This is a genomic window from Afipia broomeae ATCC 49717, assembly GCF_000314675.2.
Classification (GTDB): domain Bacteria; phylum Pseudomonadota; class Alphaproteobacteria; order Rhizobiales; family Xanthobacteraceae; genus Afipia; species Afipia broomeae.
The window spans coordinates 90,108-112,425 of sequence record NZ_KB375285.1 but is presented as its reverse complement, the minus strand read 5'-3'; the positions used below and the strand labels follow the sequence as shown (position 1 = coordinate 112,425).

At 62.4% G+C, this 22,318-nt stretch carries 24 protein-coding genes; 7 read left to right on the top strand and 17 right to left on the bottom strand.

The window, feature by feature from the left end:
- Positions 1 to 44 precede the first annotated feature (44 nt).
- Positions 45 to 1,967, top strand: a complete 1,923-nt coding sequence (gene dnaK / locus HMPREF9695_RS25065) for a molecular chaperone DnaK (protein WP_006023733.1) — start codon at positions 45 to 47, stop codon at positions 1,965 to 1,967.
- Positions 1,968 to 2,404: 437 nt separating this feature from the next.
- On the opposite strand, the gene HMPREF9695_RS25060 is transcribed toward dnaK, so the two are convergent.
- Positions 2,405 to 2,701, bottom strand: a complete 297-nt coding sequence (locus HMPREF9695_RS25060; RefSeq protein WP_152544215.1) for an alpha/beta fold hydrolase — start codon at positions 2,699 to 2,701, stop codon at positions 2,405 to 2,407.
- Between the two features lie 281 nt (positions 2,702 to 2,982).
- On the opposite strand from HMPREF9695_RS25060, the gene HMPREF9695_RS25055 reads away from it, so the two are divergent.
- The gene (locus HMPREF9695_RS25055; protein WP_244434411.1) at positions 2,983 to 3,432 is read left to right on the top strand and encodes a lipocalin-like domain-containing protein; all 450 of its coding nucleotides are present in this window, start codon (positions 2,983 to 2,985) and stop codon (positions 3,430 to 3,432) included.
- Between the two features lie 77 nt (positions 3,433 to 3,509).
- On the opposite strand, the gene HMPREF9695_RS25050 is transcribed toward HMPREF9695_RS25055, so the two are convergent.
- Entirely contained in the window at positions 3,510 to 4,145 is a 636-nt protein-coding gene (locus HMPREF9695_RS25050) for an HdeD family acid-resistance protein (protein ID WP_006023730.1), read from the bottom strand.
- A 335-nt stretch (positions 4,146 to 4,480) separates the two neighbouring features.
- The gene (locus tag HMPREF9695_RS25045; RefSeq protein ID WP_006023729.1) at positions 4,481 to 5,398 is read right to left on the bottom strand and encodes a YfdX family protein; all 918 of its coding nucleotides are present in this window, start codon (positions 5,396 to 5,398) and stop codon (positions 4,481 to 4,483) included.
- Positions 5,399 to 5,910: 512 nt separating this feature from the next.
- Between HMPREF9695_RS25045 and HMPREF9695_RS25040 the strand changes: the two genes are divergently transcribed.
- A complete protein-coding gene (locus tag HMPREF9695_RS25040) occupies positions 5,911 to 6,564 on the top strand; it encodes a BON domain-containing protein (protein ID WP_006023728.1) in 654 nt (217 codons plus the stop codon).
- Between the two features lie 375 nt (positions 6,565 to 6,939).
- Positions 6,940 to 7,668: a helix-turn-helix transcriptional regulator gene (locus HMPREF9695_RS25035; RefSeq protein ID WP_006023727.1), complete on the top strand. Its 729-nt coding sequence runs from the start codon at positions 6,940 to 6,942 to the stop codon at positions 7,666 to 7,668.
- Positions 7,669 to 7,815: 147 nt separating this feature from the next.
- Here HMPREF9695_RS25035 and HMPREF9695_RS25030 read toward each other — a convergent pair whose 3' ends face one another.
- The 14 genes from HMPREF9695_RS25030 to HMPREF9695_RS24965 all read right to left on the bottom strand — a co-directional run bounded on the left by HMPREF9695_RS25030 (position 7,816) and on the right by HMPREF9695_RS24965 (position 20,754).
- Positions 7,816 to 9,954, bottom strand: coding sequence for a type IV secretory system conjugative DNA transfer family protein (locus tag HMPREF9695_RS25030; protein WP_006023726.1), 2,139 nt, complete (start codon positions 9,952 to 9,954; stop codon positions 7,816 to 7,818).
- Positions 9,951 to 10,988 (bottom strand): P-type DNA transfer ATPase VirB11, encoded by a 1,038-nt coding sequence (virB11, locus tag HMPREF9695_RS25025; RefSeq protein ID WP_006023725.1) that lies wholly within the window; start codon positions 10,986 to 10,988, stop codon positions 9,951 to 9,953. Before virB11 ends, HMPREF9695_RS25030 begins: the two co-directional genes overlap by 4 nt.
- The gene (gene virB10, locus HMPREF9695_RS25020; protein WP_006023724.1) at positions 10,951 to 12,297 is read right to left on the bottom strand and encodes a type IV secretion system protein VirB10; all 1,347 of its coding nucleotides are present in this window, start codon (positions 12,295 to 12,297) and stop codon (positions 10,951 to 10,953) included. Before virB10 ends, virB11 begins: the two co-directional genes overlap by 38 nt.
- Positions 12,298 to 12,303: 6 nt before the next feature.
- Entirely contained in the window at positions 12,304 to 13,107 is an 804-nt protein-coding gene (gene virB9 / locus HMPREF9695_RS25015) for a P-type conjugative transfer protein VirB9 (protein ID WP_006023723.1), read from the bottom strand.
- Entirely contained in the window at positions 13,104 to 13,817 is a 714-nt protein-coding gene (locus tag HMPREF9695_RS25010; protein ID WP_006023722.1) for a VirB8 family type IV secretion system protein, read from the bottom strand. The genes virB9 and HMPREF9695_RS25010 overlap by 4 nt, the downstream gene beginning before the upstream one ends.
- Positions 13,814 to 14,944 (bottom strand): TrbL/VirB6 family protein, encoded by a 1,131-nt coding sequence (locus HMPREF9695_RS25005; RefSeq protein ID WP_006023721.1) that lies wholly within the window; start codon positions 14,942 to 14,944, stop codon positions 13,814 to 13,816. The genes HMPREF9695_RS25010 and HMPREF9695_RS25005 overlap by 4 nt, the downstream gene beginning before the upstream one ends.
- A gap of 8 nt (positions 14,945 to 14,952) precedes the next feature.
- Positions 14,953 to 15,129 (bottom strand): hypothetical protein, encoded by a 177-nt coding sequence (locus HMPREF9695_RS26750; RefSeq protein WP_024921632.1) that lies wholly within the window; start codon positions 15,127 to 15,129, stop codon positions 14,953 to 14,955.
- A 17-nt stretch (positions 15,130 to 15,146) separates the two neighbouring features.
- Positions 15,147 to 15,338, bottom strand: coding sequence for a hypothetical protein (locus tag HMPREF9695_RS24995; protein ID WP_006023720.1), 192 nt, complete (start codon positions 15,336 to 15,338; stop codon positions 15,147 to 15,149).
- Between the two features lie 77 nt (positions 15,339 to 15,415).
- The gene (locus tag HMPREF9695_RS24990) at positions 15,416 to 16,126 is read right to left on the bottom strand and encodes a type IV secretion system protein (protein WP_006023719.1); all 711 of its coding nucleotides are present in this window, start codon (positions 16,124 to 16,126) and stop codon (positions 15,416 to 15,418) included.
- A gap of 11 nt (positions 16,127 to 16,137) precedes the next feature.
- Positions 16,138 to 17,031 (bottom strand): hypothetical protein, encoded by an 894-nt coding sequence (locus HMPREF9695_RS24985; protein ID WP_006023718.1) that lies wholly within the window; start codon positions 17,029 to 17,031, stop codon positions 16,138 to 16,140.
- The gene (locus HMPREF9695_RS24980) at positions 17,028 to 19,439 is read right to left on the bottom strand and encodes a VirB4 family type IV secretion/conjugal transfer ATPase (RefSeq protein WP_006023717.1); all 2,412 of its coding nucleotides are present in this window, start codon (positions 19,437 to 19,439) and stop codon (positions 17,028 to 17,030) included. Before HMPREF9695_RS24980 ends, HMPREF9695_RS24985 begins: the two co-directional genes overlap by 4 nt.
- 7 nt (positions 19,440 to 19,446) lie before the next feature.
- Entirely contained in the window at positions 19,447 to 19,743 is a 297-nt protein-coding gene (locus HMPREF9695_RS24975; RefSeq protein ID WP_006023716.1) for a VirB3 family type IV secretion system protein, read from the bottom strand.
- Entirely contained in the window at positions 19,740 to 20,042 is a 303-nt protein-coding gene (locus HMPREF9695_RS24970; RefSeq protein ID WP_006023715.1) for a TrbC/VirB2 family type IV secretion system protein, read from the bottom strand. Before HMPREF9695_RS24970 ends, HMPREF9695_RS24975 begins: the two co-directional genes overlap by 4 nt.
- A 13-nt stretch (positions 20,043 to 20,055) precedes the next feature.
- Positions 20,056 to 20,754, bottom strand: coding sequence for a lytic transglycosylase domain-containing protein (locus HMPREF9695_RS24965; protein ID WP_006023714.1), 699 nt, complete (start codon positions 20,752 to 20,754; stop codon positions 20,056 to 20,058).
- 100 nt (positions 20,755 to 20,854) lie between these two features.
- On the opposite strand from HMPREF9695_RS24965, the gene HMPREF9695_RS24960 reads away from it, so the two are divergent.
- From HMPREF9695_RS24960 to HMPREF9695_RS24950, 3 genes are read left to right on the top strand one after another with little or no spacing between them, the layout of a single operon-like run.
- Positions 20,855 to 21,346 carry a hypothetical protein gene (locus tag HMPREF9695_RS24960; protein ID WP_006023713.1) on the top strand — a complete coding sequence of 164 codons (492 nt, stop codon included), beginning with the start codon at positions 20,855 to 20,857 and terminating at the stop codon, positions 21,344 to 21,346.
- 1 nt (position 21,347) lies between these two features.
- A complete protein-coding gene (locus HMPREF9695_RS24955) occupies positions 21,348 to 21,950 on the top strand; it encodes a thermonuclease family protein (protein WP_006023712.1) in 603 nt (200 codons plus the stop codon).
- Positions 21,951 to 21,977: 27 nt separating this feature from the next.
- On the top strand, positions 21,978 to 22,316 hold the full coding sequence (locus tag HMPREF9695_RS24950; protein ID WP_006023711.1) for a single-stranded DNA-binding protein: 339 nt from the start codon (positions 21,978 to 21,980) through the stop codon (positions 22,314 to 22,316).
- The last annotated feature ends 2 nt before the right edge of the window (positions 22,317 to 22,318 follow it).

Sequence of the window (22,318 nt, the reverse complement as noted above, 5' to 3'; positions counted from 1 at the left end):
TCAGCACGGATTAGACCGAGGTTCTCGAGCTACGGAGACATAGTATGGCAGGCAAGGTGATTGGTATTGACCTGGGTACGACCAATTCCTGTGTGGCAATCATGGAGGGCTCGCAGACCAAGGTCATCGAAAATGCCGAGGGTGGTCGCACCACGCCCTCCGTTGTAGCCTTTTCGAAGGAGGGTGAGATCCTCGTAGGGCAGCCGGCCAAGCGGCAGGCCGTCACAAATCCCGAAAACACCATCTTTGCGATCAAACGCCTGATCGGCCGTCGCTACGACGACCCCATGGTCGAGAAGGACAAGAAGCTGGTTCCATATAAGATCGTTCGGGCGGATAACGGCGATGCCTGGGTGGAGGTGCAGGGAAAGAAGTATAGCCCCAGCCAGATCAGTTCTTACATACTCGTGAAAATGAAGGAGACCGCCGAAGCATATCTCGGCGAAAAGGTCGAGAAGGCAGTCATCACCGTTCCCGCATATTTCAATGATAGCCAGCGCCAAGCAACCAAGGACGCTGGCAAGATCGCCGGACTCGATGTTCTGCGCATCATTAACGAACCGACGGCCGCTGCGCTCGCGTATGGTCTCGACAAAAAGAAATCAGGCACGATTGCGGTTTACGATCTCGGGGGCGGTACGTTCGATATCTCGCTGCTGGAGATCGGCGACGGCGTGTTCGAAGTGAAAGCCACCAACGGCGATACGTTTCTCGGCGGCGAAGATTTCGACCAGCGGATCATTGATTGGCTCGCGAGCGAATTCAAGAAGGATCAGGGAATTGATCTGCGCAACGACCGTCTTGCGCTTCAGCGTCTACGTGAAGCGGCGGAGAAGGCAAAGATCGAACTCTCATCGGCCCTGGAAACCACAATTAGCCTGCCGTTCGTCACGGCTGATCAAAACGGCCCAAAGCATCTTGAGATCAAGCTCCGGCGGGCCAAGCTGGAAGAGTTGGTCGATGAGCTGATTCAGCGCACCGAAAAGCCATGTCGGGACGCAATGAAGGATGCGAAAATCAAGGCCGAGAAGATCGATGAGGTCGTGCTCGTGGGCGGTATGACCCGCATGCCGAAGGTCCAGGAGACAGTGGCCGATATCTTCGGCAAGGAGCCGCACAAGGGCGTGAATCCCGACGAGGTGGTCGCGATCGGCGCCGCCGTTCAGGCCGGCGTGCTGCAGGGCGATGTCAAGGATGTGCTGCTTCTCGACGTGACCCCGCTGTCGCTTGGCATCGAAACGTTGGGGGGTGTGTTCACGCGTCTCATCGAACGCAACACCACCATTCCGGCTAAGAAAAGCCAGATCTTCTCCACCGCCGAGGACAACCAGACTGCGGTCACGATCCGTGTCTTCCAGGGCGAGCGCGAAATGGCAGCCGACAACAAGCTGCTTGGCCAGTTCGATCTCGTCGGGCTCCCCCCGGCGCCTCGCGGCCTCCCGCAAGTCGAGGTCACTTTCGACATCGACGCCAACGGAATTGTCAACGTCTCGGCTAAGGATAAGGCGACTGGCAAAGAACAACAGATTCGCATCCAAGCGTCCGGCGGTCTGTCACAGGCTGACATTGAACGCATGGTCAAGGAGGCAGAGGCGAACGCGGAAAGCGATAAGAAGAGGCGGGTCCTGGTTGAGGCGAAGAATCTGGCGGAAGCCGAGATTGCCGCGAGCCAGAAAGTCCTAGATGACTCCAGGGACAAGACCCCCGCCGCCGATGCGAGCGCGCTTGAGAAAGCGATTGAAGACCTGAAGTCTGCGGTCGGCGCGGACTCGGTCGCGGATATCGAAGCCAAGACGAAGGCGCTGCGGACGGCGACATCGAACCTCGGAGCGAAGGTCCACGACAGCGCCGCCGGCGGCCCAGGTGCAGAGGGCAAGTCCAGCGATGAGGTCATCGATGCTGACTTTGAGGAAGTCGACGATGAACAGGGCAAACGCCCGCGACAGTCGGGCAGCGAAACGCCATAGAGGCATGCGCATCCGCTCCGGTACTTCTCCTGCTAGTTCCGACGAGGGCGCCCACGGAGGGCCCGCGAGCTCGCTCGACGCGTTGACGCGCCGCGGCCGCCGCTTGGGATAGTTGGTCCTTGCGATTTGCGCGGCCATGGAATCAGAACACGTCTACGGAGACGGAGTCGTGCCTAACGATCCAAGTTAAGGGTCTGGAGATAGGCGCAAAACATGTCCGCCATGGCCTGTGCGAACTCTTCGATCCACCGCCGTTTGAGGCCTTTCCGAAAAGCTTTTTCCAGCTGCGGTCAGCTACGCGATCGCCCAACCAGATCACGTGGATGTCGGCGACATCGTGATCTGACCAACGGTGCCCAACTGACTGCACATGGACGTGGTCCAGGTGACGGCTTGGGGCTCCGCGCGGCATAGCCCCTCACCCTCGATCCGCCGTGTCAAGCGACGAACCGCTCAAACCACTCGAGCATCAGCTTGGGGTTGGTGGGCAGGTAGTTGTAGCCGTCGAAGCGCCGGTTCGTGCCGTCGATCCAAATCAGGTCCTTCTGGTCGGTCGGCATGGCGTCAAAAATCGCCTGCACATCAGCGGGCGTCGTCAGCGTGTCGTCGCGGACCTGAAGGAGCAGCGTCGGGATATCTACCGCGGATGCGTACTGCGGCATGTCCATGTCCTTCAGCTCCATGCTGGTCGCACGGCGCAGAGCGTCGGCGACCTCCGGCAGGGCGTCCGGCATGCCCATGTGGCCCAGGATCGTGCGGTAGAAGGAGCTGAGCGAGATCGGCTGTGGCGCGACGATGGCCCGGACGCCGTCGAACTCCTCGCGATGCTTCTCGATGCGATCCGCGCCCAGAAAGCCGTAGCGGCCAGCGTTGATAGCCCGGAATCGGCGTCGGCATAAAAATCAGCAGTCCGACGCAGCCAAGCGGAATAGCCCGCGCCTAGACATGAGCAAAGGAGAACTCGGCCTTGCAAATGCGCCACGCCCTGTTGCCCATCCTTGTAGGAATGTCCGCCATGAGCAGCATCGCCGAAGCCGCGCCTCGTAACCAGGTCGTCGGCACATGGCGTATGGTTGCGGCAGAAATTGAAAGGGATGGCAAAGTCGTACCCGCCTACGGGCAGCGGCCAAGTAGAATGCTGATTTTCGCGCCGGACATGCACTACGTCGAGGTGCTGACTGATGGCGATCTGCCTCGTTTCGCGTCCAACCTGCGTGGCCAAGGTACTGATGAAGAAAACCGCACCGCAATGGCGACGAGCATCGGCATGTTTGGCTCATATACGGTCGATGAGAACGGTGATTTCGGCGGCGATCGCGTTGAAGGTTCGACGTTCCCAAATTGGGTCGGAAGTGTACGAACGCAGAAGGACATACGCATCGTGGTCAACGGAGACCAGATGACAAACTACTTCACCCGTCCAGATGGTACAAAGATCACCATCATTTTTGAGCGCGCAAAATAGCGAATGGTTGACAAGACAAACGCGGATTGGACGACCCCGAGCTGCAACAGGGCGCGAGCCGCTCCTATGCACGCGATTCAGAGTAGTGCCGCTTCTTCGCGTCCAGACGTAGATGCCCCCGATGACTTTCGCAGCTTCAGTCCGAGCGTGATGAGGACGACCCCAAGGATCGCGGCATAGATGCCGAGCAGCCAGCCCAGTGCGAGGAAGGTCTCAAACGGCCGCGTTACCAGAAGCCAAATGACGAGTATGCTGAGCGCGACGGAAAGAAGGCCGCTGATAAACAGCCAGACCTCGCCCTTAATCTCGTTTCTCAAGCGAATGGCCGCAGCTATTTCAAACACACCGGAGAGCATCGACCAGAACGCAATGCTCACCCATAGAAACGTTGCAAGCACCAGCGTGGCGACAAACGGCGATACCACCACGATAATGCCGGTCAAGACGCCAAGCGCGCCGCTGAAGGCAAGCCATCCCCATCGTTCCTCCTTACGGATCCGTCGAATGGCGGAGACGAGTTCGAACGCGCCGTCGACGAAGGAGTACGCACCGAATACGAGCGTCAGCGCGAGCAGAGAGTCTGCCGGCATTACGAAAGCGATTACGGCGATGATTAAAGCCAAAGCTCCGCGGAGTACAAAGACCCACCAGTTTTTTTGCAACGTGCAGATCAGAACTCCTGTTGCAGGCAGGGGAGGCGTGTCTTGGTTCATGTCGATTTCCTTTTTTGGATCGTCCTGAGGTTTCCCGGTGGGTTTAGCCAAGACTCTGCGCGGGGTTGCCCCATCCGCGGGGAGTGGGAGTCGCTTGGCCGGCCGTATTGCCGCTAGTTCCAGAGTACATCCCGCGGATGGGCCCGCTCGGTCCTCGCATGCAGCTCCGCCACCTCCTCCGCTTCGAGCAGTGTTTGCCGCTCGAAGCTATTGGGAGGTCTCATTCCACCCGGAGCCAGAGTCCGAGCGAAGTGCTGCTCAAGCTGCGGGCGGCCGAGCCGTGTACGAATTTGCGGACGGGTGGAGGCGTCCCGGTCTGCCGAGCCGACGTTGCATCAAAACAGGTCTGAGACCTGCTTCTTGATCCTGTCGAACCAGCCCTTGCCGCTCTTCCCACCACTTGACTTCTGTTCGATCTCTTTGATCTGCTCGAATATCGGCTCGAAGTCCGCCTTCTTGCCGTAACCCAAAGCCTCCGCCATTCTGATCTGCTTCCGGGCTTCGTCGAGTTGCGCGGCGAGCGATTTGTTGCCCTCTTCCGAGCGCTTATCGTCTTCCGCGAGCTTTTCAGCATCTTTTAAAAGAACCTGCGCGCGCAGTACGGGCAGTGGCACGGCCACCTCCGTAATGACCAGCGTGTTCAGCGCCGCCTGAAGGGTGTCTTTTGCTTCATCCACCTTGCTCTTGGCGATGAGGCCGGCCGCGGACTTGATCGCCGTAGGATAGGCAGCGAGTGGCAAATTCGTGGTCTGGAACACCACCTCGCTGGCGAGGTTACTGACCAACGGGCGTGCCTTTTGAACTTCTCCGTCGCCGAGCAGTCTCCGCGCCTCCTTGATCGCGTCTTTTACGGCATTGGGATCCGCGTATAGATCGCGGATGACGACCCCGGTGTCCACCGGCGCTAGTGCGAGCTTGGGGTCCCGCGCCAGGATAAGTTCGAGCTTCCCGGTAGCGACTTCAAGCGCCTCGAGGGCCTCTTGTGTCTTCTTGTCGCCGAGCAGCGCCAATGCCTTCTTCGTTTGGTCGAGCGCTGTCTCGGCGTCGACGACGATCTTCTTGCGTTCTTCGTCTGCCCGTTTGGCGACGTCAGCATCCACTTCGGGTTGTGCTGACTTCGCCGTCGGCGATTGCTCCTGCGCCGGGTTCGCCTGAGACTGAGACTGTTCCTGCCCACGGGCTGGAACCCCATGTGCGGCGACCAGGCTCAACGCCGCCGCGGAAAGCAGTATACTTTTAAGATTGGTTGTCATTGATGATCTCCCTTGTTGCAGCGTGGTTGAATCAGCGCGGGCTCACGGTTGCACCGGCAATCGCTACGGATCTGCACATCGGCCTCAACCTGATGCGTCAGGTCCAGCTCACGGGCCCTTTCTCTTGGCGGGCAAGCGCCGCGGAGCTGTCGGCAGACAAAGAGCATTGATGGCAACTCCGCCTCCGACCGACACTGACAATCGACAGTTTTTCGCGAGATACGGCGCTCGAAGCGCGGACGGCTGTTTCCGAAGGACCGCTCACGCGGCGTGACAGGGGCGCCCCACGGGTTGCAGCCAGCCTGCCCATGAAGGTCGGACGTTTGTTTTCCTGCCAAGTGGCGGTTCGTCGCGTGAGCAGCTTCGTGCTGAATCGGCGTCCACATCGAAAACTGACGCCTGTCAGCGCGCGCCACCATGCCCGGCGTAGCGTGGTTACGCCGTAAGTTGCGGAGGACCGACCAGGGGCCGCGCAGCGCGGCCATGCTCAATTGGCAGAAGGAAATAGAACAATGAGATCTGACAGTGACATCAAGCGCGACGTGGAATTCGAGCTGAAGTGGGACCCCGACATCGACGCCACCGACATCGGCGTTGCGGTCAAGTCCGGCGTCGTGACGCTCACGGGTTTTGTCCGCAGCTATCTGCAAAAGTACGAGGCAGAGCGAGCGGCAAAGCGTGTGTCCGGCGTCCTCGGCCTGGCGAACGACATCGAAGTACGGCTGCCCTCCGAAAGCCAGCGCACCGATCCCGAGCTCGCGCGCGAAGCCGTCGCCGCGATCAAGACCGAGCTTCCTTACGCGCACGAAAACGTCAAGGTGTTGGTGAAAACCGGCTGGGCGACGCTGGAAGGCTCCGTCGAATGGGATTACCAGCGCACACGCGCCGAACGCGCGGTCCGGGCCCTGAAAGGCATAAAGGGCATCTCAAACCTGATCACGCTGAAGCCGCGCGTCGCCCCGGCCGAAATCAAATCGAAAATCGAGGACGCCTTCAAGCGCAGCGCCGAGATCGACGCCAATCGGATCGTTGTGACGGCCAGCGGGGGGGAGGTCACGCTCACCGGCACGGTTCGCTCTTGGGCCGAGCGCCAAGAAGCCGAGCGGGCCGCATGGCGGGCACCAGGGGTCACGAAGGTCGATAACCGTATCACCATCGCTCCTTAAACCGGCGCACATGAGACAGCGGAGGGCGGAAGTGTGCACTCTGCTCTCCGCTTTATCGAAAGGTTTCGCGTCAAGGGGAAAGCGACCAATCGTGACTCTGTGAACAGCCAGGCAAACGCGACAGAAATCCTAAGCTAGAAGCCATTCTTGCGAACGCATTTCCCCGGTGAGACAGGGGCGAACGTGCGCAATACCGAACAAGAGGCGGCTCTACCGCAAGCATATAGTTTCCAATCAACCCGAGTTAGTTGTCTCGACGCGAGCTCGCACGTCGTATCCCATCCGATCATCCGAAACCCAACTCTACCGACGACCTCCGAACGGAACGCTGGGAGCTATCGCCAAGGGAGATGCACAAAATTTGGAGGAGCGCAGGTGCCGGACCGATTCTACCAAACAGTGGGTTTCATTGAAGCCGTCGAGAAAGCGCAGAGCGCGATCGAAGTGGAAGAGTGTCTGCTCGCATTTGCTGCAAGTTTCGGCTTCACATCTGTTTTTGGCGGTATTGTTCCGTTGCGCCCCGTTCCGCTGGACGAAATGCCTTCACGCATCTTGTTTCAGCGGTTTCCAGAGGGGTGGGCGGAGCGATACAACGACAACGGCTATGTACTTCGTGATCCCATCGTCTCTCGATTGATATATGATCGGGCACCCTTTGCGTGGGCTGACGCCTATAAAACCGATCGTGAAAGACAGAACGTCAAACTCATTAGTGGAGAGGCGTCCGAGTTCGGGCTCCGGGACGGCTACGTCGTGCCGATTCCCACGATCGAAGGTGACGTCGCCGCGGTGTCTTTCGGTGGCCCGGCGTACGCTGTGGAGCCAAGTGAGGTTGCGGCGCTTAATTTCGCCGCAAGCTACGCGGTCGGGAGCTATCTGCATCACAGAATCGCACGCAGGCGACTGTCTGCAGCCTTGACGCCGCGAGAGTCGGACTGTCTCGTGTGGGCGGGTGAAGGAAAAACGGATTGGGAGATTTCGGTTATTCTAGGCATCTCCCGCGCAACGGTTTTGAAGCACGTTGCCGCCGCGCGGGAGAAGCTCGGAGCGGTAAACAAGGCGCACGCCATTGCGACGGCGATCAGAATCAAACTCCTCGCGTAAGCTCATGGCAGCGTCTGAGAATTGATAAGACGCACGGCTCAGCGAAATGAATTTAGCGACGTAAGGGAGCTTTTGAGACTGTAGCTGCGCGGGCTCTTAGAAGCATCTAGCGTCCCTCGCGGCGCGCTCTCTAGCCGCCTCAAAGCCTCAGCGCTCTTCTCCGAACTCACTATGTAGATCTTTAAGGGTCTGCTCTGCCTGGCGAAGTCTGGGTCCAGGTGCGTCTACTACGATATTGATCATTGCCGCGAAATCGTCAGCCTCGTCCCGCCTCGCCGCAGCAAGGATATCCCGCACATTGCAGGTCTCTCCTGAGGGAGCGGGGGGGCCAGCGCCGAGCTCGAGAGCCTTGCGGGGCTGCGGCGCCGGCGCCGGCGCCGTGGTCAGAACAAGGGGCGCACGGGCTTCCTTTGCGGCGGCGCTGGGCCTCTTCGCCTTCGGCGCACTGGTTTGAGCCGGCCGGCGGGGCGAGACTTTGCCAGATCGCGCCGGTGCGCGGGCAGCGGCCGCCTCCGTTGGCTCCAGATGTGACGTGTCGGGACCGGGGTTAATCGCTCCCTGAAGGGATTCATCCTGCCAGACCCGCAATCTGGGCAGAGGCGGCGGGACGCTTCTCGCGCGCTCGTAATAGCCGCGATATGGCTTGTCCAAGTAGTGCCTGATCTTGGTCAGCTCGAACGACGGAGAATTTTTTACCATCAAGATGGAAAGGCGCGCCGACATTTCCCGTAGCTCGAGCGGGCTGCGCAGGGGGCGCGGTGTGTAGTGCGGCGACCAGACTCGGGGCGCGAAGATGCCCTGGCCCGGCCGCTGGATCGGCGTCTTATAGACCTGCGTGGTCTCACCAAGCATTTCGGAAACGAAGTCCGAAGTCTCAAGATCGTTGATCTGGATGAACAGCTTGATCTGCGAGCCAGAGACTGTGGTGATGCGGGTGTTCTTGCCGTAAAGCTCGTCGAGCTGCGCGAGGTCCTGCATGACGATTGCCATCCGGAAGCCATATCCGGCGCTGATCGTGATCTTGGAAATCAGCGAATCCATTCGGCCGACGTGATAGAACTCGTCGAGCATCAGCAGAACCTGATGCGGCTCGTCGTCGCCGGGAATCTTGACCATTAGAAGGTCGTGGATTTGCTGGAACAAGATGCGAATGAGCGGCCGGAAGATTGAAAGCTCGGCGATCGTGCATCCGATGAAGATTGTCATCGGCGTGCGCCGCAGCTCCCGGATGTCGAAGTCCGAGGTTTCCGTCGCGGCCGAGATGAGACCGTTGTTCCAAAGGCTCATCGCCATGTTGACGTTGAAGACCGCGCTGTTGCGCGTCTCCGGCTCGAGCGCGATGTATTGATTGAAGCTGTCGACCACCCATGTCGGCAGATTTTGTCGCTCGGTGCGGACGATGGCCCGCAGCACCGTCGAGATGTCCTTCCCGGTGGTCGTCATACGGGCCACCGTGCGCATGTGCTGAGCGCCCTCGATCAGCGGCGAGGAAAGCACATAGCCGATCAGGGCGGAGAGCAAGAGCCGACCGGCGCCGGCCCAAGTGTCGTCGGCCTTTTCTGGAATGACGAAGGAGGCGACCACGAGACAGTCGGTAGCCATGCGCTCGTCGCGGCGCACGAAGTCGAGAGGATTGTAGCGGTGTGTGTCGTTCGATCCCGGCGAGAACATGAAAACCTTATTGCCCATCGCCGTGCGATGGTTGGCGAGGGCCTCGAAGTTCTCGCGCTTCGGGTCGAAGAAGACTGCCGAACCTTGCCACACATAACCATTGGGCAGGACGAAGCCCGTCCCTTTGCCGGACCGCGATGGTCCGACCACGAGGATATGCGCAGGTTCGTCGGAACGGATGGTGACACCACTGAGCAATCCGAGGACGATTCCACGTTTGCTGGTCAAACCCCGCTTCGCCGCTTCCATCAGATTGCCGAAGCGAGCCGCGCCGTACGGCATCTGTCGACGGTTGATGTAGGCGAAGAGCGCGCCGGCCAGGCCAAGGGCGACCACTGCGGCGGCGGCGTATCCGGCACGGATGAGTGCCTCGGCGCGCGTCGGCGGATAGACCAGCCGCTCATAAAAATGACGCCATGCCACCAGGAAAAAGTCGGCGGAGCGGTCGGCATTCTGCATCGCGAACAGCGCCCAGCGGCTGGCGCCCTCGCTCGGGAACCGGTGGGGCGCCCAGCGCAGCGCGACCACCACCTCATACGCCAGGCTCCACAACAAGCAGAACGCCAGAAGCACGAGCAGCCCGATGCCGATGCGGAATGCGATGATGCGGCTCATCGGTCATACCTCGCGGCGTGCTCGCGTCGCCAGTCGGGCATGCGCGAGAAATAGATCTCGGATGTGCCGCGCCAGCCGCCAACCTTGGTTTGTTGAACCACGATCGGAAGAACGGACTTGATGTACGCGATGATCTCGTCACGCCGCAGACCAAGCCCGGCCTGCATCACCATCAGCGCCAGCTGTTCGAAGGCGCCGGCCGAACTGTCCGCATGGACCGTCGTGATGCTGCCGGGATGTCCCGTATTGATCGCGCGCAGAAACGAATAGGCTTCGGCGCCGCGGATCTCGCCGAGAAAAATGCGGTCCGGACGCAGCCGCATGGAAGCCTGCAGGAGCATTTCGACCGTAACTCGGGCTTCGCCCTGGTCCCCCTTCGAGGCCACCAAGGGAAGGAAGTTCTTCTGGATCGGATTGACCTCACGCGTGTCCTCGATCGTGATGATGCGCTCGTCGGCCGGCACTTCCTTGAGTATCGCGTTCAGGAACGTCGTCTTTCCGGAGCTTGTCCCTCCCGAAAGCAGGATCGAATATCGACTGACAACGGCCAGCTTGATAAAGTCCTCGATGCGGCCCGCGTCGAGATGCTCGCACAGGCGGCGATCGACGTCGGACAAGGCGCCCTCTTCGGTCATCGCGACCTTGTCGAACGATCCCATGCGGCGATAATCGTCGAGCCGCATCTCCTTGATGACCTGCTTGCGGATGGCAAACGCACCGCCCGAGGTCGTCGCTGGGGGAATGACGCCTTGGAAGCGCTCCCCCGTTGGCAAGGCCGCGGACAGAAGCGGATGTTCTTCGTTGACGCTTTGCCCCGAATGACCCGCGACGCGCTCGGCCAAGTGGCGGATCGCGTGTTCGCTGAGCGCTGGCACCTCGTGCCTTTCCATCGCCGATTGTCCAAACCGTTCGACCCAGACTTCCCCAGGCCCATTGGCGCAGATCTCGACGACCTGATCGTCCTCGAGCCAAGGTCGGATCGGCTCCAGCGCGCGATCAATGAAGACCGTCAGGCTTCGCGCCACTACGCTCACGCTTCAGCTCCCTGAGGGCTTCCTTGACCGGATCGGGATACAGTGCCGAGAAATCGAGATCGCGCCGCACGAACACGATGATCCGCGTTCCCTGGTCGAGGTAAATCGTCGGTGGAATGTTGATCGAGTTGCGCAGGGCCTCCTGAGCGATGTTGGTCAGAGTTTGGGAAATGTTCTGTGCGGCGATCTGACGGGCCTGCAGGGAAAGCTGGTTCTGGTTCACGCCGGTTTGGGTCTGCGTCACGACGCCGGTCACGGGGTCGGTGGTCGTGATGACCGTGCCGTTGCCATAGCCGTCGGTGTTTTGTCCGTATGCGCTGAGGAATTGTGCTCCCCCGCCGACCAGCGACAGCACGATCGCCGAGCCGAAGCGCTCGAGATAATGATTGTCGACGAAGCCAGCGTTGCCGGCACGGCCGAGCTCGTCGGCGCCGTTCGAACCGAGTTGCACCGACACGCCGTCGGACCGCAACATCCGGGTCCAGACGATGAAGACCCGGGTCTGGCCCTGGGCGATGCCGGACCGATACTCGCCGATCAGGCGGCTGCCCGACGGAATAAGCACGCGTCGGCCGTCGAACGACCAGACATTCTCGGTCACGACAGCTCGCACCATGCCGGGCAGATCGCTCTCTACGGCCGTTTCCAGCACGCCGCGGATCAGCGTGCCCTGCGCCACCAGCGCGTCGATGCGGTCGTTCTTTGATGCGCGGGCCACTTCGACCCCTGCGGCGGAGACCGATGCGAGGAAGCGCCTATTGGGATCGTCTTCGTTGCCTGCCGCACCACGAGGTCCGTCCTCGCCATTCGTAGCGGCGGCCGCCGAGGCGTTGTCAGCGATCACCTGTGGCGCGCGCAGCCGCTCCCAGCGCCGTCGCTCTTCCTCCTGGCGTTGCCGCTCGAGCTCCGCGAGCCGCCGCGCCTCGTCATCGTTGGGCGGTGCCGCGACAAGGGGCGGTTCCGGTGCCGGCGGCGGCGGCAACGCCAGGGGCGGTGCGACCGGAGGAGCAGGCGGAGCGGGTTCGGGCGGCGCCGGCGGCACGACGATCGTGCCCTGATCGGTTTGGGGACGGGGCGTCGAAAGCGACGGCGCCGGAAACTGGGTGGTCGTGAATTCTTCTTTGTCCGGCGTCGTCAAAGTGGGAGTCCGGCGGGCCAGCGATCCGTAGATGAGCCAGGCGGCAATCGCCAGCGCCCCAAGCGGTATGGCGATCTTCAAGAAACCGCCGAGAGCGGTTCGCCCCCGGGCGACAGAGCTGGCGGCGGCCGCCTCGAGCTCCAGTGAACGATAATCGTCGGCCGTCGGCATGCGCGCTCAACCTCCCGAGGCGGTGGCCGTGCCCACGCGCTGCGGCGCGTAAGGCTCAAGGCCTGTCGGCTCATGCACGTTGGTCAGACGGCGGTTGAAGATGCAGGTCGATTCCTGGCCGTTGCGCAGGGTCCATTGCGCGGAGACCTTGTCGACGACGACATAGGGTCCCTCTGTCCGGAAATTGACGAGGCTCTCATTGCGATCCGCGTCGACGATGAAGATCGCCGGTGTCTCGCCCTCGAACCGAAACCAGGTCTTGGTGCCGTCGTCGAAGACGGCGACCGGCTTGTTGGTGGAAGACCCCTTGTAGCCGTAGTTGCTGTTGGCGTTCGCGATGTTGAGCGCTTTCAAGTTCGGATTGGCGGCGCGCTCCTTGGCTTCGGCAAGCAGCCGGGCGCTGGCTTCGTCATCCGGGAAGCGAAACCGCACGGCGTAGATCTGATTCGATGGCGGGCGCGTGTTCGAGCGCAGCAGGAACGAGTAGACTCGCTTGTCGGTCACCACGTTGAGATTGGATTGCGCGTTCTTCTCCACGGGTTTGATGAAGATGATGTCGCCTTTTCGGTTCGGCTCGACGCGCCAGGCAATGGAATCGCCGAGCGCCAACGTCTCGATCTTTTCGTCAGGCTGCAGCTGGATCATCGTCGACGTGCCGTAGGTGGCGTCGATTGCGGTGACGTTGTCCCGGTTGTAGACGACGTCGCGCACACGCGGGTCGAGGCGGCCGGGGCGCGGCGTCGATTCGGCAAGCGCCGCGCCCGTCGACAGTAAGAGGGTAAGAAGCGCAACAGCGGACGGCCGCATCATGGCTGCTGCCCCACGCTGCGCGGAGATGGCGCCGATTCCTGGTCACGCCGATATTCGAGCACCTGGAAGCCCAGCGGATTGTCGAAACGCCATTCGTTGCGCATGGGCGCGGACGTGTAACGGAAGCGCACCAGAGAAACCCAGTGCCGAGTCACGATGTTGGTGGCCGACTTTTCGTCGGTGGAGAAGCGGACCAGAGCGGTGCGGTTGTTCGGAAAGGTCACCGACTTGATGGTGACGCTGACCTCGGTGTTCGTCCCGTAGATCTTCACCGGGTTATTGGGATTGGCGGGCGAGTAAATCTCGGTGAGTTCGCGCGCCGCGTCTCCGGCGGCGAGGAGTTGGGCGAGATCAAAATTATCCTTCAGCGCCTTCGGATCGTAGGTCTCGCGCGCTTTGATGTAGCGCACGACATTGAACATCGTGACCGCCTCGTCCTGCGTCAGCGGTCCCTCCGCGGTCGGTCGCTTGACCTCGACGAACCCCGTCGTTTTGTCGACGACGACCATATAAGGCTCGTAGGTCTTGAGTGGCACGAGGAGCGCCAGCACGGCGAGCGCGGTGACGGCAACCATGGTCATCACGGTGGCGACGATCCAGGCTAGCGCGCGCGAGTTGCGGTTGCGCCGGGCGATATCATGCTCCCAAGTTGCGCCGTCGGCATAATAGCGCGGATCAACCCGGTCGGACTGGGTCGTGGTATCCGTCACGGTCTTCCTCCCCCGCTCTGCGCGGGCGGTACGCCGGAGTTGCGGAGTTGGTCGGCGAGCCGACGGAACTCTGCGGACTGCGTCCAGCTCGCGGCGCGGAGGCCGACGCGCGCTCTCTGCCGCGCGGCCAGCTCCTCCCGCCGCGCCATCGAAGCGGGGTTGAACGGATTGCGGAAGGCGAGGCGCGCTCGGTTGGCGGCCGCCCCCATCCGGTAGCCGGAGGCCGTGGCCAGGACCGCGCCGAGCCGGGGCGCGAAGATCGGGACGCCACCTGCGATAGCGGCCGCCATGTTATTGATCTGGCTCAGCAGGAGGATGCCGATGATGGCGAGCAGCACCACCGGTCCGATTGTTGCCCATGTGGCAGACTTGCTGTTGGCGACGCCGTTCAGCGTGTCGATCGATTGCTGGATCAGCGAGACATAGAAGGCGAGGAAGGCGTATACGAGCACCTGCACAAGGAAATACTGCGCGAGTGAGCTCATCCAGCCGCTGAAGAACCGCGACGTGACGCCGAACAGAAGCAGGATGATGAATAGCGGCGCCAGGGCAAGCAGAAGCCACATGAACATCTTCGACAACACGATCAGGAAGATGGCGAAACCGATCAGGATCGCCATGACAACGTAGAAAACGGCGGCGAAGATGTAGGGTCCCCAATTGGTAATGCCGGCATTCTGTAGAAACGCCTCGGTCGCGCTATTGGTCGTGTCCCACATGTTCTGCAAGGCCGACTGGACGGCGTTGACCGAGGTGAGATTGGCCGAGGTGCCGGTATTGTTGGCGGAAGTGACGGCGCTCAGCAGCGCGTTGCCGATGGCGGAAGGACCGTCATTCAGGATCGTATACACGAAGGTTTGGAATTCTCCCCAGCGGGTCGCCAGGACATAGATCATCATCGCGCGAAAGAGCCGGAAGGCATAATCCGTCGGGCCGCCGCTGGCCGTGCCCTGCCAGATCCCGACGCCCCAGAAGATTACGTAAAGCGTCAGGAGCAGACCGGCGACGCCGGTTGTCCCGCCCGATGTCGCCGCGTTCGCGAGGGCCTGATATGCCGTCGAAACGTAATTCTGGCCAAGCTGGTCGACGGATTGCAGTAGCGAAGTGATATTGAAATTGTTGGCCATCGCGCTCCTCAGATCGGCCGCATCGGGCCGCAGGCGTCAACGGCCTCAACCGCGGCTCGAGCGGGCGGCGCGGGAGGGAGCTGCGCATAGGCCAGCGGCGCGCCGCCCTCGTCGGGTGAACACGGCGCTTTCAGCGGCTTATAGGCACAGCCGCCGAGCGCGAGCGTGAGTAGTACGCTGGCCATGAGGAGCGATACCGATCTCACTGCGGCGGCGCCTTGGGTTGCGTGAATGTCATGGCCCGCGAGGCGGATTCCGCGGCATCGTTCCGGTTGGGGGACGTTTCAGCGGTGCTCGTCGCCGGCCATGAGGATGGACGGAGCGCGTAGCGTCCGACCGCGACGCCCACGGCGAGCGCAACCACGGCTGTCGCGATGACAATGGCCTTCGACATGGGGGTCCCCCAGATGTTGTGTTGCGCCGTCCCGCGCGGCGTGCGCGAAAGCTTTTCGCGGCTCGCCGCCCGCTCCGCTACTGAGTGAATTTCATGGCGCGCGCCGCGGCCGACTCCGCCGCGATGCGATCGAGATTGGCCTGGTTCGCCGCAGCGGCTGCATTGTTCGCAACCCCGTTCAGTTCATTGATCGTCAGGCCGGTCTGAACCTGCACCTGGGTATTCTGATCGATGCTGCCTTTCAGATCCTGCGCCTGGCCGATCTGCTGGCCGCCCTGCTTGAAAGCGCTCGATCGCTGCTGCACCGCGCTCTGTGTCGAGTTGATGAGCCCCGAGAGCGTAGCGGCGACGTTCACGGAACTCTTGTAAGCCGTGTCCACGGGGTGGCTCTGGCCGCTGGTGAGACCGGTGATCGTCTGTACGAGCTGCAGGCCATTGATCAGAGTCGACACGATGTTCTGCGAATTCGAGCCCATGCCGGCGAAAGACAGCGCCCCGCCCGAGATCACCGATCCGAGGGAGGGCGCCTGCGCCATGGAGAAGCCGCCGCCGAGGGCCATTTGTGCGAGCGTTCCTTGCGCCTGGGACGAGCGATCGCCCGTCACCGCTTGCAGCGTCTTCTGGGTGAACTGCATGATCTGCTGATCGGCGGTCAGGATCTTCTGGGTGCTGGTTGCGATCTCCTGGGCCTTTTGCAGGTTGGCGTTGTCGATGACCGGGACTTGCGCCAACGCTGGCGACAATTGGGCGGTCACGATGACGGCGATGAGGGCAAGGATGGTGCGCATGAAAATCCTCCCTAGCGCGTGTCGTTGTTGATCGCGGCCAGCGCCGCGGCGACGTCGGCCACGGTCAAGCCGGGCCCGGTCGAAGCGCTGTCGTTCGTCGGTGTGCCTTGCGCCTGTGCGAGGTAAAAGATGACGTTGCCGTCGGTGTCGACGTAGCGGGCGCTGACGCATCCAGGGTCGGGGTTCGTGCCCGGCGGTGTGGTCGAGCATCCCGTCGGCGTCCGGCAAGGGTCAGTCGGCGAGCCGGTCCCGATCATGCCCGCGGGACAGACCGGACCGGAGGCGGGCCGTCCCCCCATCACCGTCGCCGCCCGCATGCCCCCGGCCGCCCGGCTCATGTCGCTCGTTCTGGCGAGGTTGAGCGCGTTCAGGGCGGTGACCCAAAGGTTCGTCGAATCAATGACGCCGTTCCAGGCAAGGTTGTTCTGCAGCCGCGCCGCGCTGTTCATGTCCATCGCCGCCATCACGGTCGAGCCGGTGCCGACCTGCTGGCCCGCGACCTGAAACCCTGACTGCGCGGCGCCAAGCGTCGAGCGACTGGCATCGAGACCGGCAACGACATTGCCGCTCGATTGAAACAATGTCTGGCTGTTCAGCGCGCCGCCTTGCGCCCCAGGATCGGGAGCGGCGGGCATGTCCGGCGCATAGGAGCGAAGGGCCTGGCTTCCGGCGCCCGCCTGCGGCTTAACGGTCGGATCGGTGACGTTGGCCTTCTTGCCCGTGGTCACCGCGCATTTGACGCCGCTATTGGCGTCCTTGCGCTGCGTCGTCACCGGTACGAGTTTGACCGTCGTGCTGGCTGTCAACGAATGTTGGCTGAGCTGTGCTGCGTCGTCGACCGGGATGGCCGCGTGCGCCTGGGTGGCCAAAGCCGCCGCCGCGACAATGATCAGGATGGTCTTCATGAAGGGTCTCTCCCCAGGAAGATCGGCAGCCACACCGCTGGATCGTCGCCAACGCGCGCGCGCAGCGCGTCGAGCTCGGCCACGGTCTCGGTCCGACCGGACAGCACCTTGATGAGGTCAGGCATGCTCGACAGGTTCAGCCGGGCCACGACGCTGTCCCGGCCGTGCTTGATCAGGAAGGACCGACTTTCGGGGACGGTGCTGCGAATCCAGTCGACCTCGCGGCCCGAAAGGCGGAAAGCCTGACGATAGCTCTCGTCGTCGGCTTTGGGATTCGGAAAGAAGATGTTGGTGCTGGTCTGCTCGATCAGCGTGTTGGACGCGCGTGAGCGGACGATATCGGCCGCAGATTGCGTGCCGAAGCCGATGATGCCGTTCTGCTTGCGGATCGTCTTCAGCTTATCGCGTATGAAGAAGGCAAAGACCTCGTCGTCGAGCAGCCGCCAGCCTTCATCAAGAAAGATCATCACCGGATCGCCCGTGAGCAACTCCTCGGTGCGGTGGAAGATGTACATGAGCGCGGCGGTGCGAATGACGGGATCGTCGAGGACGCGCGTCATGTCGAAGCCGAAGATGCTCGAAATCGAGAACTGGTCCTCATCGTTGTTGAACAGCCAGCCCCGCTGATCCGGCCGCATCCAGCTTTCCAAGCGCGCGAGGAGATCCCCCTCCCCCGCCCGGATGCGACCGCGCAGCAAGGTCGAGAACGCCTTCAGCGTCCGCCCGTCCGGACCCGCTGAAAGCGCCGCTGCGATTGCGTTTCGGATCACCTGCTCTTCGGAAGCGCTGAGATCGCCGCCCTTGGCCGGACGCAGCATGAAGGCGAACAGCTGGTACAGAAACTCGCGGTTCGCTGCCGAGTCGGGCAGCGACAGCGGATTGAACCCGGTGGGCTCGCCGGGAATGAGCGCTTCATATTGACCGCCGAGAGCGCGAATAAAGATCTCAGCGCCACGATCCTTGTCGACGAAGACGAGTTTGGGGCGCGGCTGGATGCGCTGCGTCTGCGCCGCGATGAACGATAGAAACACGGTCTTGCCCGACCCGGTCGGCCCGACGACGGTGAAGTTGCCGATGTCACGAACGTGGTGATTGTAATAGTAGGCCGTCTGCGACGTTGTCTCGAAGACCGAGATTGCGGGGCCCCAGTGGTTGCCGTCGGGGCGCCCGCTCGGATAGTTGTGCAGCGAGGCGAAGCCGGCGAAGTTTTTCGACGAGATCACAGCCTTGCGGGCGATATAGGCGAAATTGCCCGGCAGCTGCGACCAGAACGCCGGTTCGCAATTGAGGTCTTCGCGCACCCAGATCACCGACCGATCCGTCAGCGCGGCACCGGCCGCTGTCACGGCCGCGCCTACCTCGGCGAGATCGCGGCCGAGGCACATCACCGTCATGTGGTGCTCGCCATAGATCGCCTCGGAAGCCATCAATTCGTCCCGGGCCTCGTCAAGATGCTCCGCGACGATCGAACCGGCCTCGTCGGACATATCGACTTGCCGCGACACGCGATCGATCTGCTTGGCGGCGACCGGCCGATCGACGATGGCGAAGGTCTGGGTGGCGATAAATTCGTGCGGCACCCGCAGGAGATTGTCGAACGAACCGGGACCACTTTGCGCCGGATATTCGCGGATCGAAATCATCGCGCCGAAGCGCGTGTCGTCGCGGCTGGCGCCGCGGATCTCGATGGCGTTGCGGCCGAAGAAGAGACGCTTCGTCGAGAGCGCGTCCGCAAGGTCCATGCGGGGCAGATGCATCGGCCGCGGTAGGCCGCCGTTCACGATCTGCACGAGGAATTCCAGCGGCTCGGAGAACCAGATGCCGTCGCGCCGGACCACGCCGAGTTGCCGCGCGCCATAGGCGGCCAGGTTCTCGCGAACCGCCGTCGCGGCATCGCGCAGCTCGTTGAGGGCGGTCTGAATGGCCACCGACTCGCCGGCCTCGTCCTTGCGGCCGAGAGCCTTCGTCATCAGGACGTCGAAGGTTCCGGCCTGGCCCTGGAGCGGACGGCGCACGATCGTGAGATAGATGTCGTTGACGAACATTCGACGCTTCGACAGGGAGGCGTCGTAGCGCTCGTCGATCTCGCGGCACAACGCGTTGTCGAAGGTCGACGCGATCCGTGGTTGCACCTCGCGCCGGACGATGTGCGCGGCGAGCGCGAAGCGCGAGTTGGCGAGTGTGCGGACGATGTCGTTGCGGCCGAGCAGACGGGCGTTGACCTCGCTCATGTCGGATGTCTCGAACGAGTAGCCGTCGAGCTTCAACACCGTGAGGAGCAGGCCGTCTCGCGTCTTGAGGATGTGATCGTCGACGTGGCGGGTATAGGGAATGTGCGACGCCACCGGTCGCTCACGGCGGGACACGGCGCCGAAGGTGAGCTCGTCGAGAAGGGCGCGGGCGACCATGGCAGCCTCACGGGGCGTAGCTGTCGGCGCCCCAGAAGGAGCGCGAGCGGGGCGGACATCTTGTCGAGCGGACGAACAGGATCTCGAAGATACGGTCGTCGCGAAGAGTCATCACGTAGCCGAACAGATGGAGCGGAATCGCGACCAGCAGCATGAAGAGATTGTGGGTGACAAGGAAGCACACGCTCGAGACCACGCCGTTGAACATGAAGTACATATACGGCACGCCCATCAGCGTCGGCGCGCGAGTGAGGGCTTTGACCAGCGGGGTGATAAGCGGATCATCGAGCTCGGCTTCGGTCATTGGCCGACCGCCGACTGGAAGAATTGGACGATTTGCGCCGAGCCGAACACCAGAACGATGCCGAAAATGACGCTACCGGCGATGCCCCACGTCAGACGGCCGGACCAGGCGAACAGACCGCACGCGATGACGGCCAGTGTCGCCAGCGCGGTGGCGATCGGGCCTGTCAAAGCCTGAACCAACTGCGTGAGCGTGGATTGCACGGGTTGCAGCGTCCCGCCCGACTGTGCCGCGGCGTCGACGACGCTGAGCGCCACAAGGCTCAGAGCGAGGGGCGTGCGCGAAATCCATCGAGTCATCTAGTCCTCCCTGTCAATCGACGTGCATGACGAAACCATCGTTCCAATGCCTTCCGGCTTGGGGACGCGCCGCATCGGGCCGCGTGGCGAGTTCGACGACGTCAGGCTGGGCGGACGCGAGAGCGCCAGCGCCGCGAGGATCCGGCCAGCTGTAGAAATCGTTGATGACTTGGGCGACGAACCGAACGGTCTCGGGATAGGGAGGAACACCACGGCTCTTGGCGACGGCTTCCTCGACGGCGTTGTAGGCCGCGAGGATAAAGAACGGGTTCTTGTATTTGTCTTGGAGGCTGCGCAGGAAGCGGATGCCGCCGCGCACGTTATCGGCGGGGCTGCAGAGGTCGACGTTGAAGCGCTGCGCGGTCTGCGGAAGCAGCTGCATCAGGCCGAACGCCCCCTTTCCGGAGAGCGCCATCGAGTTGTACTGGCTTTCGCTCTTCGCCACCGACTGAGCGAATTCGGGCGAGAACTTCTCCTCTGTGGCGATGCGTGCCACCAGCGCTCGCGCCTCGTCGGGCGCCATCGCCTTCGCGCCGCCGCACGGCCGCGCCGCTTCATTCGCGTCGAGGCGGAATCGCGGCGTGTCCAGTGGAATGACGCGGCCGGAGGCATCGACGGTCGCGAGGTGCGAAACGTTCGCTGCGTCCTGAGCGTTTGCGCCGGCGCAGGCCACCATCATCCCCAATCCGATCGCCGCGATTCGCTTCGACATGCCCCTAGGCTCTCCACTTTTCAATAGACAATATATTAGATGTTGTTACCTTGGCAACAGGTTAGTGAATGACGTCCCCAGCTCGATCCGGAGGGATGGAATGAAACGCTGCTCAGTCCTGCTGGCCGGCCTCAGCCTCGGCCTCGTGCAACCCGCCCCACCTGCGGCGGCGCAGGACGCTTCGTTCGGGTGCAAGGTCTTGCTGTGCGCGGCGGCCAGCAATCCGGGATGGTCCAGCATCCCCTACTGCGTGCCGGTCATGCAGGAACTGTTTCGCCGGCTCGCCCGCGGCGGCGGCTGGCCAACCTGTTCTGAAGGGCATGCCAGCGGCCCGGGCTATGAGCCTTACGAAGCCTGTCCGGTAGGCCTAACACCGGTCGCAGGCTTGCCGGGCGGAGAAACATCGCCATCCGCCAACGGAGAGCTGTGCGCCGATCTGTCCAAGCCCGAGCGCATGTGCTCAGGAAGCGATGGCGGTTGCACGACGACCTATCCGACGACGCCGCGCCAGCGCCGCAGCGAGCCCTACTACGTCGACATCAGCTCGGCCAACGGCGTGCAGCGCTTCTATTTCTCGCTGCAGGGCTACTAGAATGGGCCGGGCATGGCTGATGGCCGCGATTCTGGCCCTGCCACTCACCGCAACAAGGGTAACGGCGCAATCCGCGTCGCCCTGGTTTCCAGTTCCAGCGGACGCCATCTATCTGACAGGCGACAGCTGGTCGGCCGGCGACGTGACCTATCGTCTTTATGGCGTCCAGGCCTGCCTGCGTGACACGAGCTTCACCAACGGCCACGGCCTCAAACGCGACTGCGGCGAGGCTTCGCTCGCCATGCTTGTCGCACTGGTTCGCGATCTCAGACCGCAGTGCTACGACGCGGCCGAATCGCCGCAGCTGCGAACCGTCTTCGTGTTCTGCCTAGCCAGCCCGAGCAAGGGCGCCGCGGCGGGCTCACGCATCGATCTCGGCACAGCTCTGATTTCAACCGGCTTCGCCTTCGCCGCGCTCAAACCGGACGGCCAGCCGGTTCACGCGCCGTACTTCGTGGCCCAGCTTGTCGCCCAGAGATCCAAGGCGGGATTGTGGGCGTTCGCCGACCTCCCCGATCCGAACGCGATCATTCTGCGCGCCCTGCGGCAGGCTTCGCCTGCTCCCGCGTCCGGGATGCCAGGAGCAAACCCAGCGACCCCATAGGACTCAACGTCAGCACGAGGAGCGACCATGCGAACCACAAATCTCTTCATCGTCCGTGGCTTTGTCGGGCAGGCGCCGAAGGCGTTTAACAAATCCGCCAAGATCCACATCGCGACCGACCGCGGGTGGACTGACGCCAAGGGCGAGCGGCACGAGGAGACCGACTGGGTAACGGTCAGCGTCCTCAATGAAAAAGCCGCGGCCTGGGTCATCGCCAATGTCGCGAAAGGCGATCCGGTCTATGCCGAATGCCGCATCGCCGACGGCTCCTACAAGAAGGACGGCGAGACGATCTACACGACCGACATCATCGCCAACGTCTTCCACAAGCTCGATCTCGGTGCGCGCGACGATGCCGCGGCGTGACA

Coding starts and splice junctions, on each gene's coding strand:
- HMPREF9695_RS26750 (WP_024921632.1), bottom strand. CDS start 15,129: ATGGCCAGCGTACTACTCACGCTCGCGCTCGGCGGCTGTGCCTATAAG.
- dnaK (WP_006023733.1), top strand. CDS start 45: ATGGCAGGCAAGGTGATTGGTATTGACCTGGGTACGACCAATTCCTGT.
- HMPREF9695_RS25040 (WP_006023728.1), top strand. CDS start 5,911: ATGAGATCTGACAGTGACATCAAGCGCGACGTGGAATTCGAGCTGAAG.
- HMPREF9695_RS24960 (WP_006023713.1), top strand. CDS start 20,855: ATGAAACGCTGCTCAGTCCTGCTGGCCGGCCTCAGCCTCGGCCTCGTG.
- virB10 (WP_006023724.1), bottom strand. CDS start 12,297: ATGCCGACGGCCGACGATTATCGTTCACTGGAGCTCGAGGCGGCCGCC.
- virB9 (WP_006023723.1), bottom strand. CDS start 13,107: ATGATGCGGCCGTCCGCTGTTGCGCTTCTTACCCTCTTACTGTCGACG.
- HMPREF9695_RS24980 (WP_006023717.1), bottom strand. CDS start 19,439: ATGGTCGCCCGCGCCCTTCTCGACGAGCTCACCTTCGGCGCCGTGTCC.
- HMPREF9695_RS25055 (WP_244434411.1), top strand. CDS start 2,983: ATGAGCAGCATCGCCGAAGCCGCGCCTCGTAACCAGGTCGTCGGCACA.
- HMPREF9695_RS25060 (WP_152544215.1), bottom strand. CDS start 2,701: ATGCCGGACGCCCTGCCGGAGGTCGCCGACGCTCTGCGCCGTGCGACC.
- HMPREF9695_RS24995 (WP_006023720.1), bottom strand. CDS start 15,338: ATGTCGAAGGCCATTGTCATCGCGACAGCCGTGGTTGCGCTCGCCGTG.
- HMPREF9695_RS24965 (WP_006023714.1), bottom strand. CDS start 20,754: ATGTCGAAGCGAATCGCGGCGATCGGATTGGGGATGATGGTGGCCTGC.
- HMPREF9695_RS24975 (WP_006023716.1), bottom strand. CDS start 19,743: ATGACCGAAGCCGAGCTCGATGATCCGCTTATCACCCCGCTGGTCAAA.
- HMPREF9695_RS25045 (WP_006023729.1), bottom strand. CDS start 5,398: ATGACAACCAATCTTAAAAGTATACTGCTTTCCGCGGCGGCGTTGAGC.
- HMPREF9695_RS24985 (WP_006023718.1), bottom strand. CDS start 17,031: ATGAAGACCATCCTGATCATTGTCGCGGCGGCGGCTTTGGCCACCCAG.
- HMPREF9695_RS24950 (WP_006023711.1), top strand. CDS start 21,978: ATGCGAACCACAAATCTCTTCATCGTCCGTGGCTTTGTCGGGCAGGCG.
- HMPREF9695_RS24970 (WP_006023715.1), bottom strand. CDS start 20,042: ATGACTCGATGGATTTCGCGCACGCCCCTCGCTCTGAGCCTTGTGGCG.
- HMPREF9695_RS25030 (WP_006023726.1), bottom strand. CDS start 9,954: ATGAGCCGCATCATCGCATTCCGCATCGGCATCGGGCTGCTCGTGCTT.
- HMPREF9695_RS25050 (WP_006023730.1), bottom strand. CDS start 4,145: ATGAACCAAGACACGCCTCCCCTGCCTGCAACAGGAGTTCTGATCTGC.
- HMPREF9695_RS25005 (WP_006023721.1), bottom strand. CDS start 14,944: ATGGCCAACAATTTCAATATCACTTCGCTACTGCAATCCGTCGACCAG.
- HMPREF9695_RS24955 (WP_006023712.1), top strand. CDS start 21,348: ATGGGCCGGGCATGGCTGATGGCCGCGATTCTGGCCCTGCCACTCACC.
- HMPREF9695_RS24990 (WP_006023719.1), bottom strand. CDS start 16,126: ATGCGCACCATCCTTGCCCTCATCGCCGTCATCGTGACCGCCCAATTG.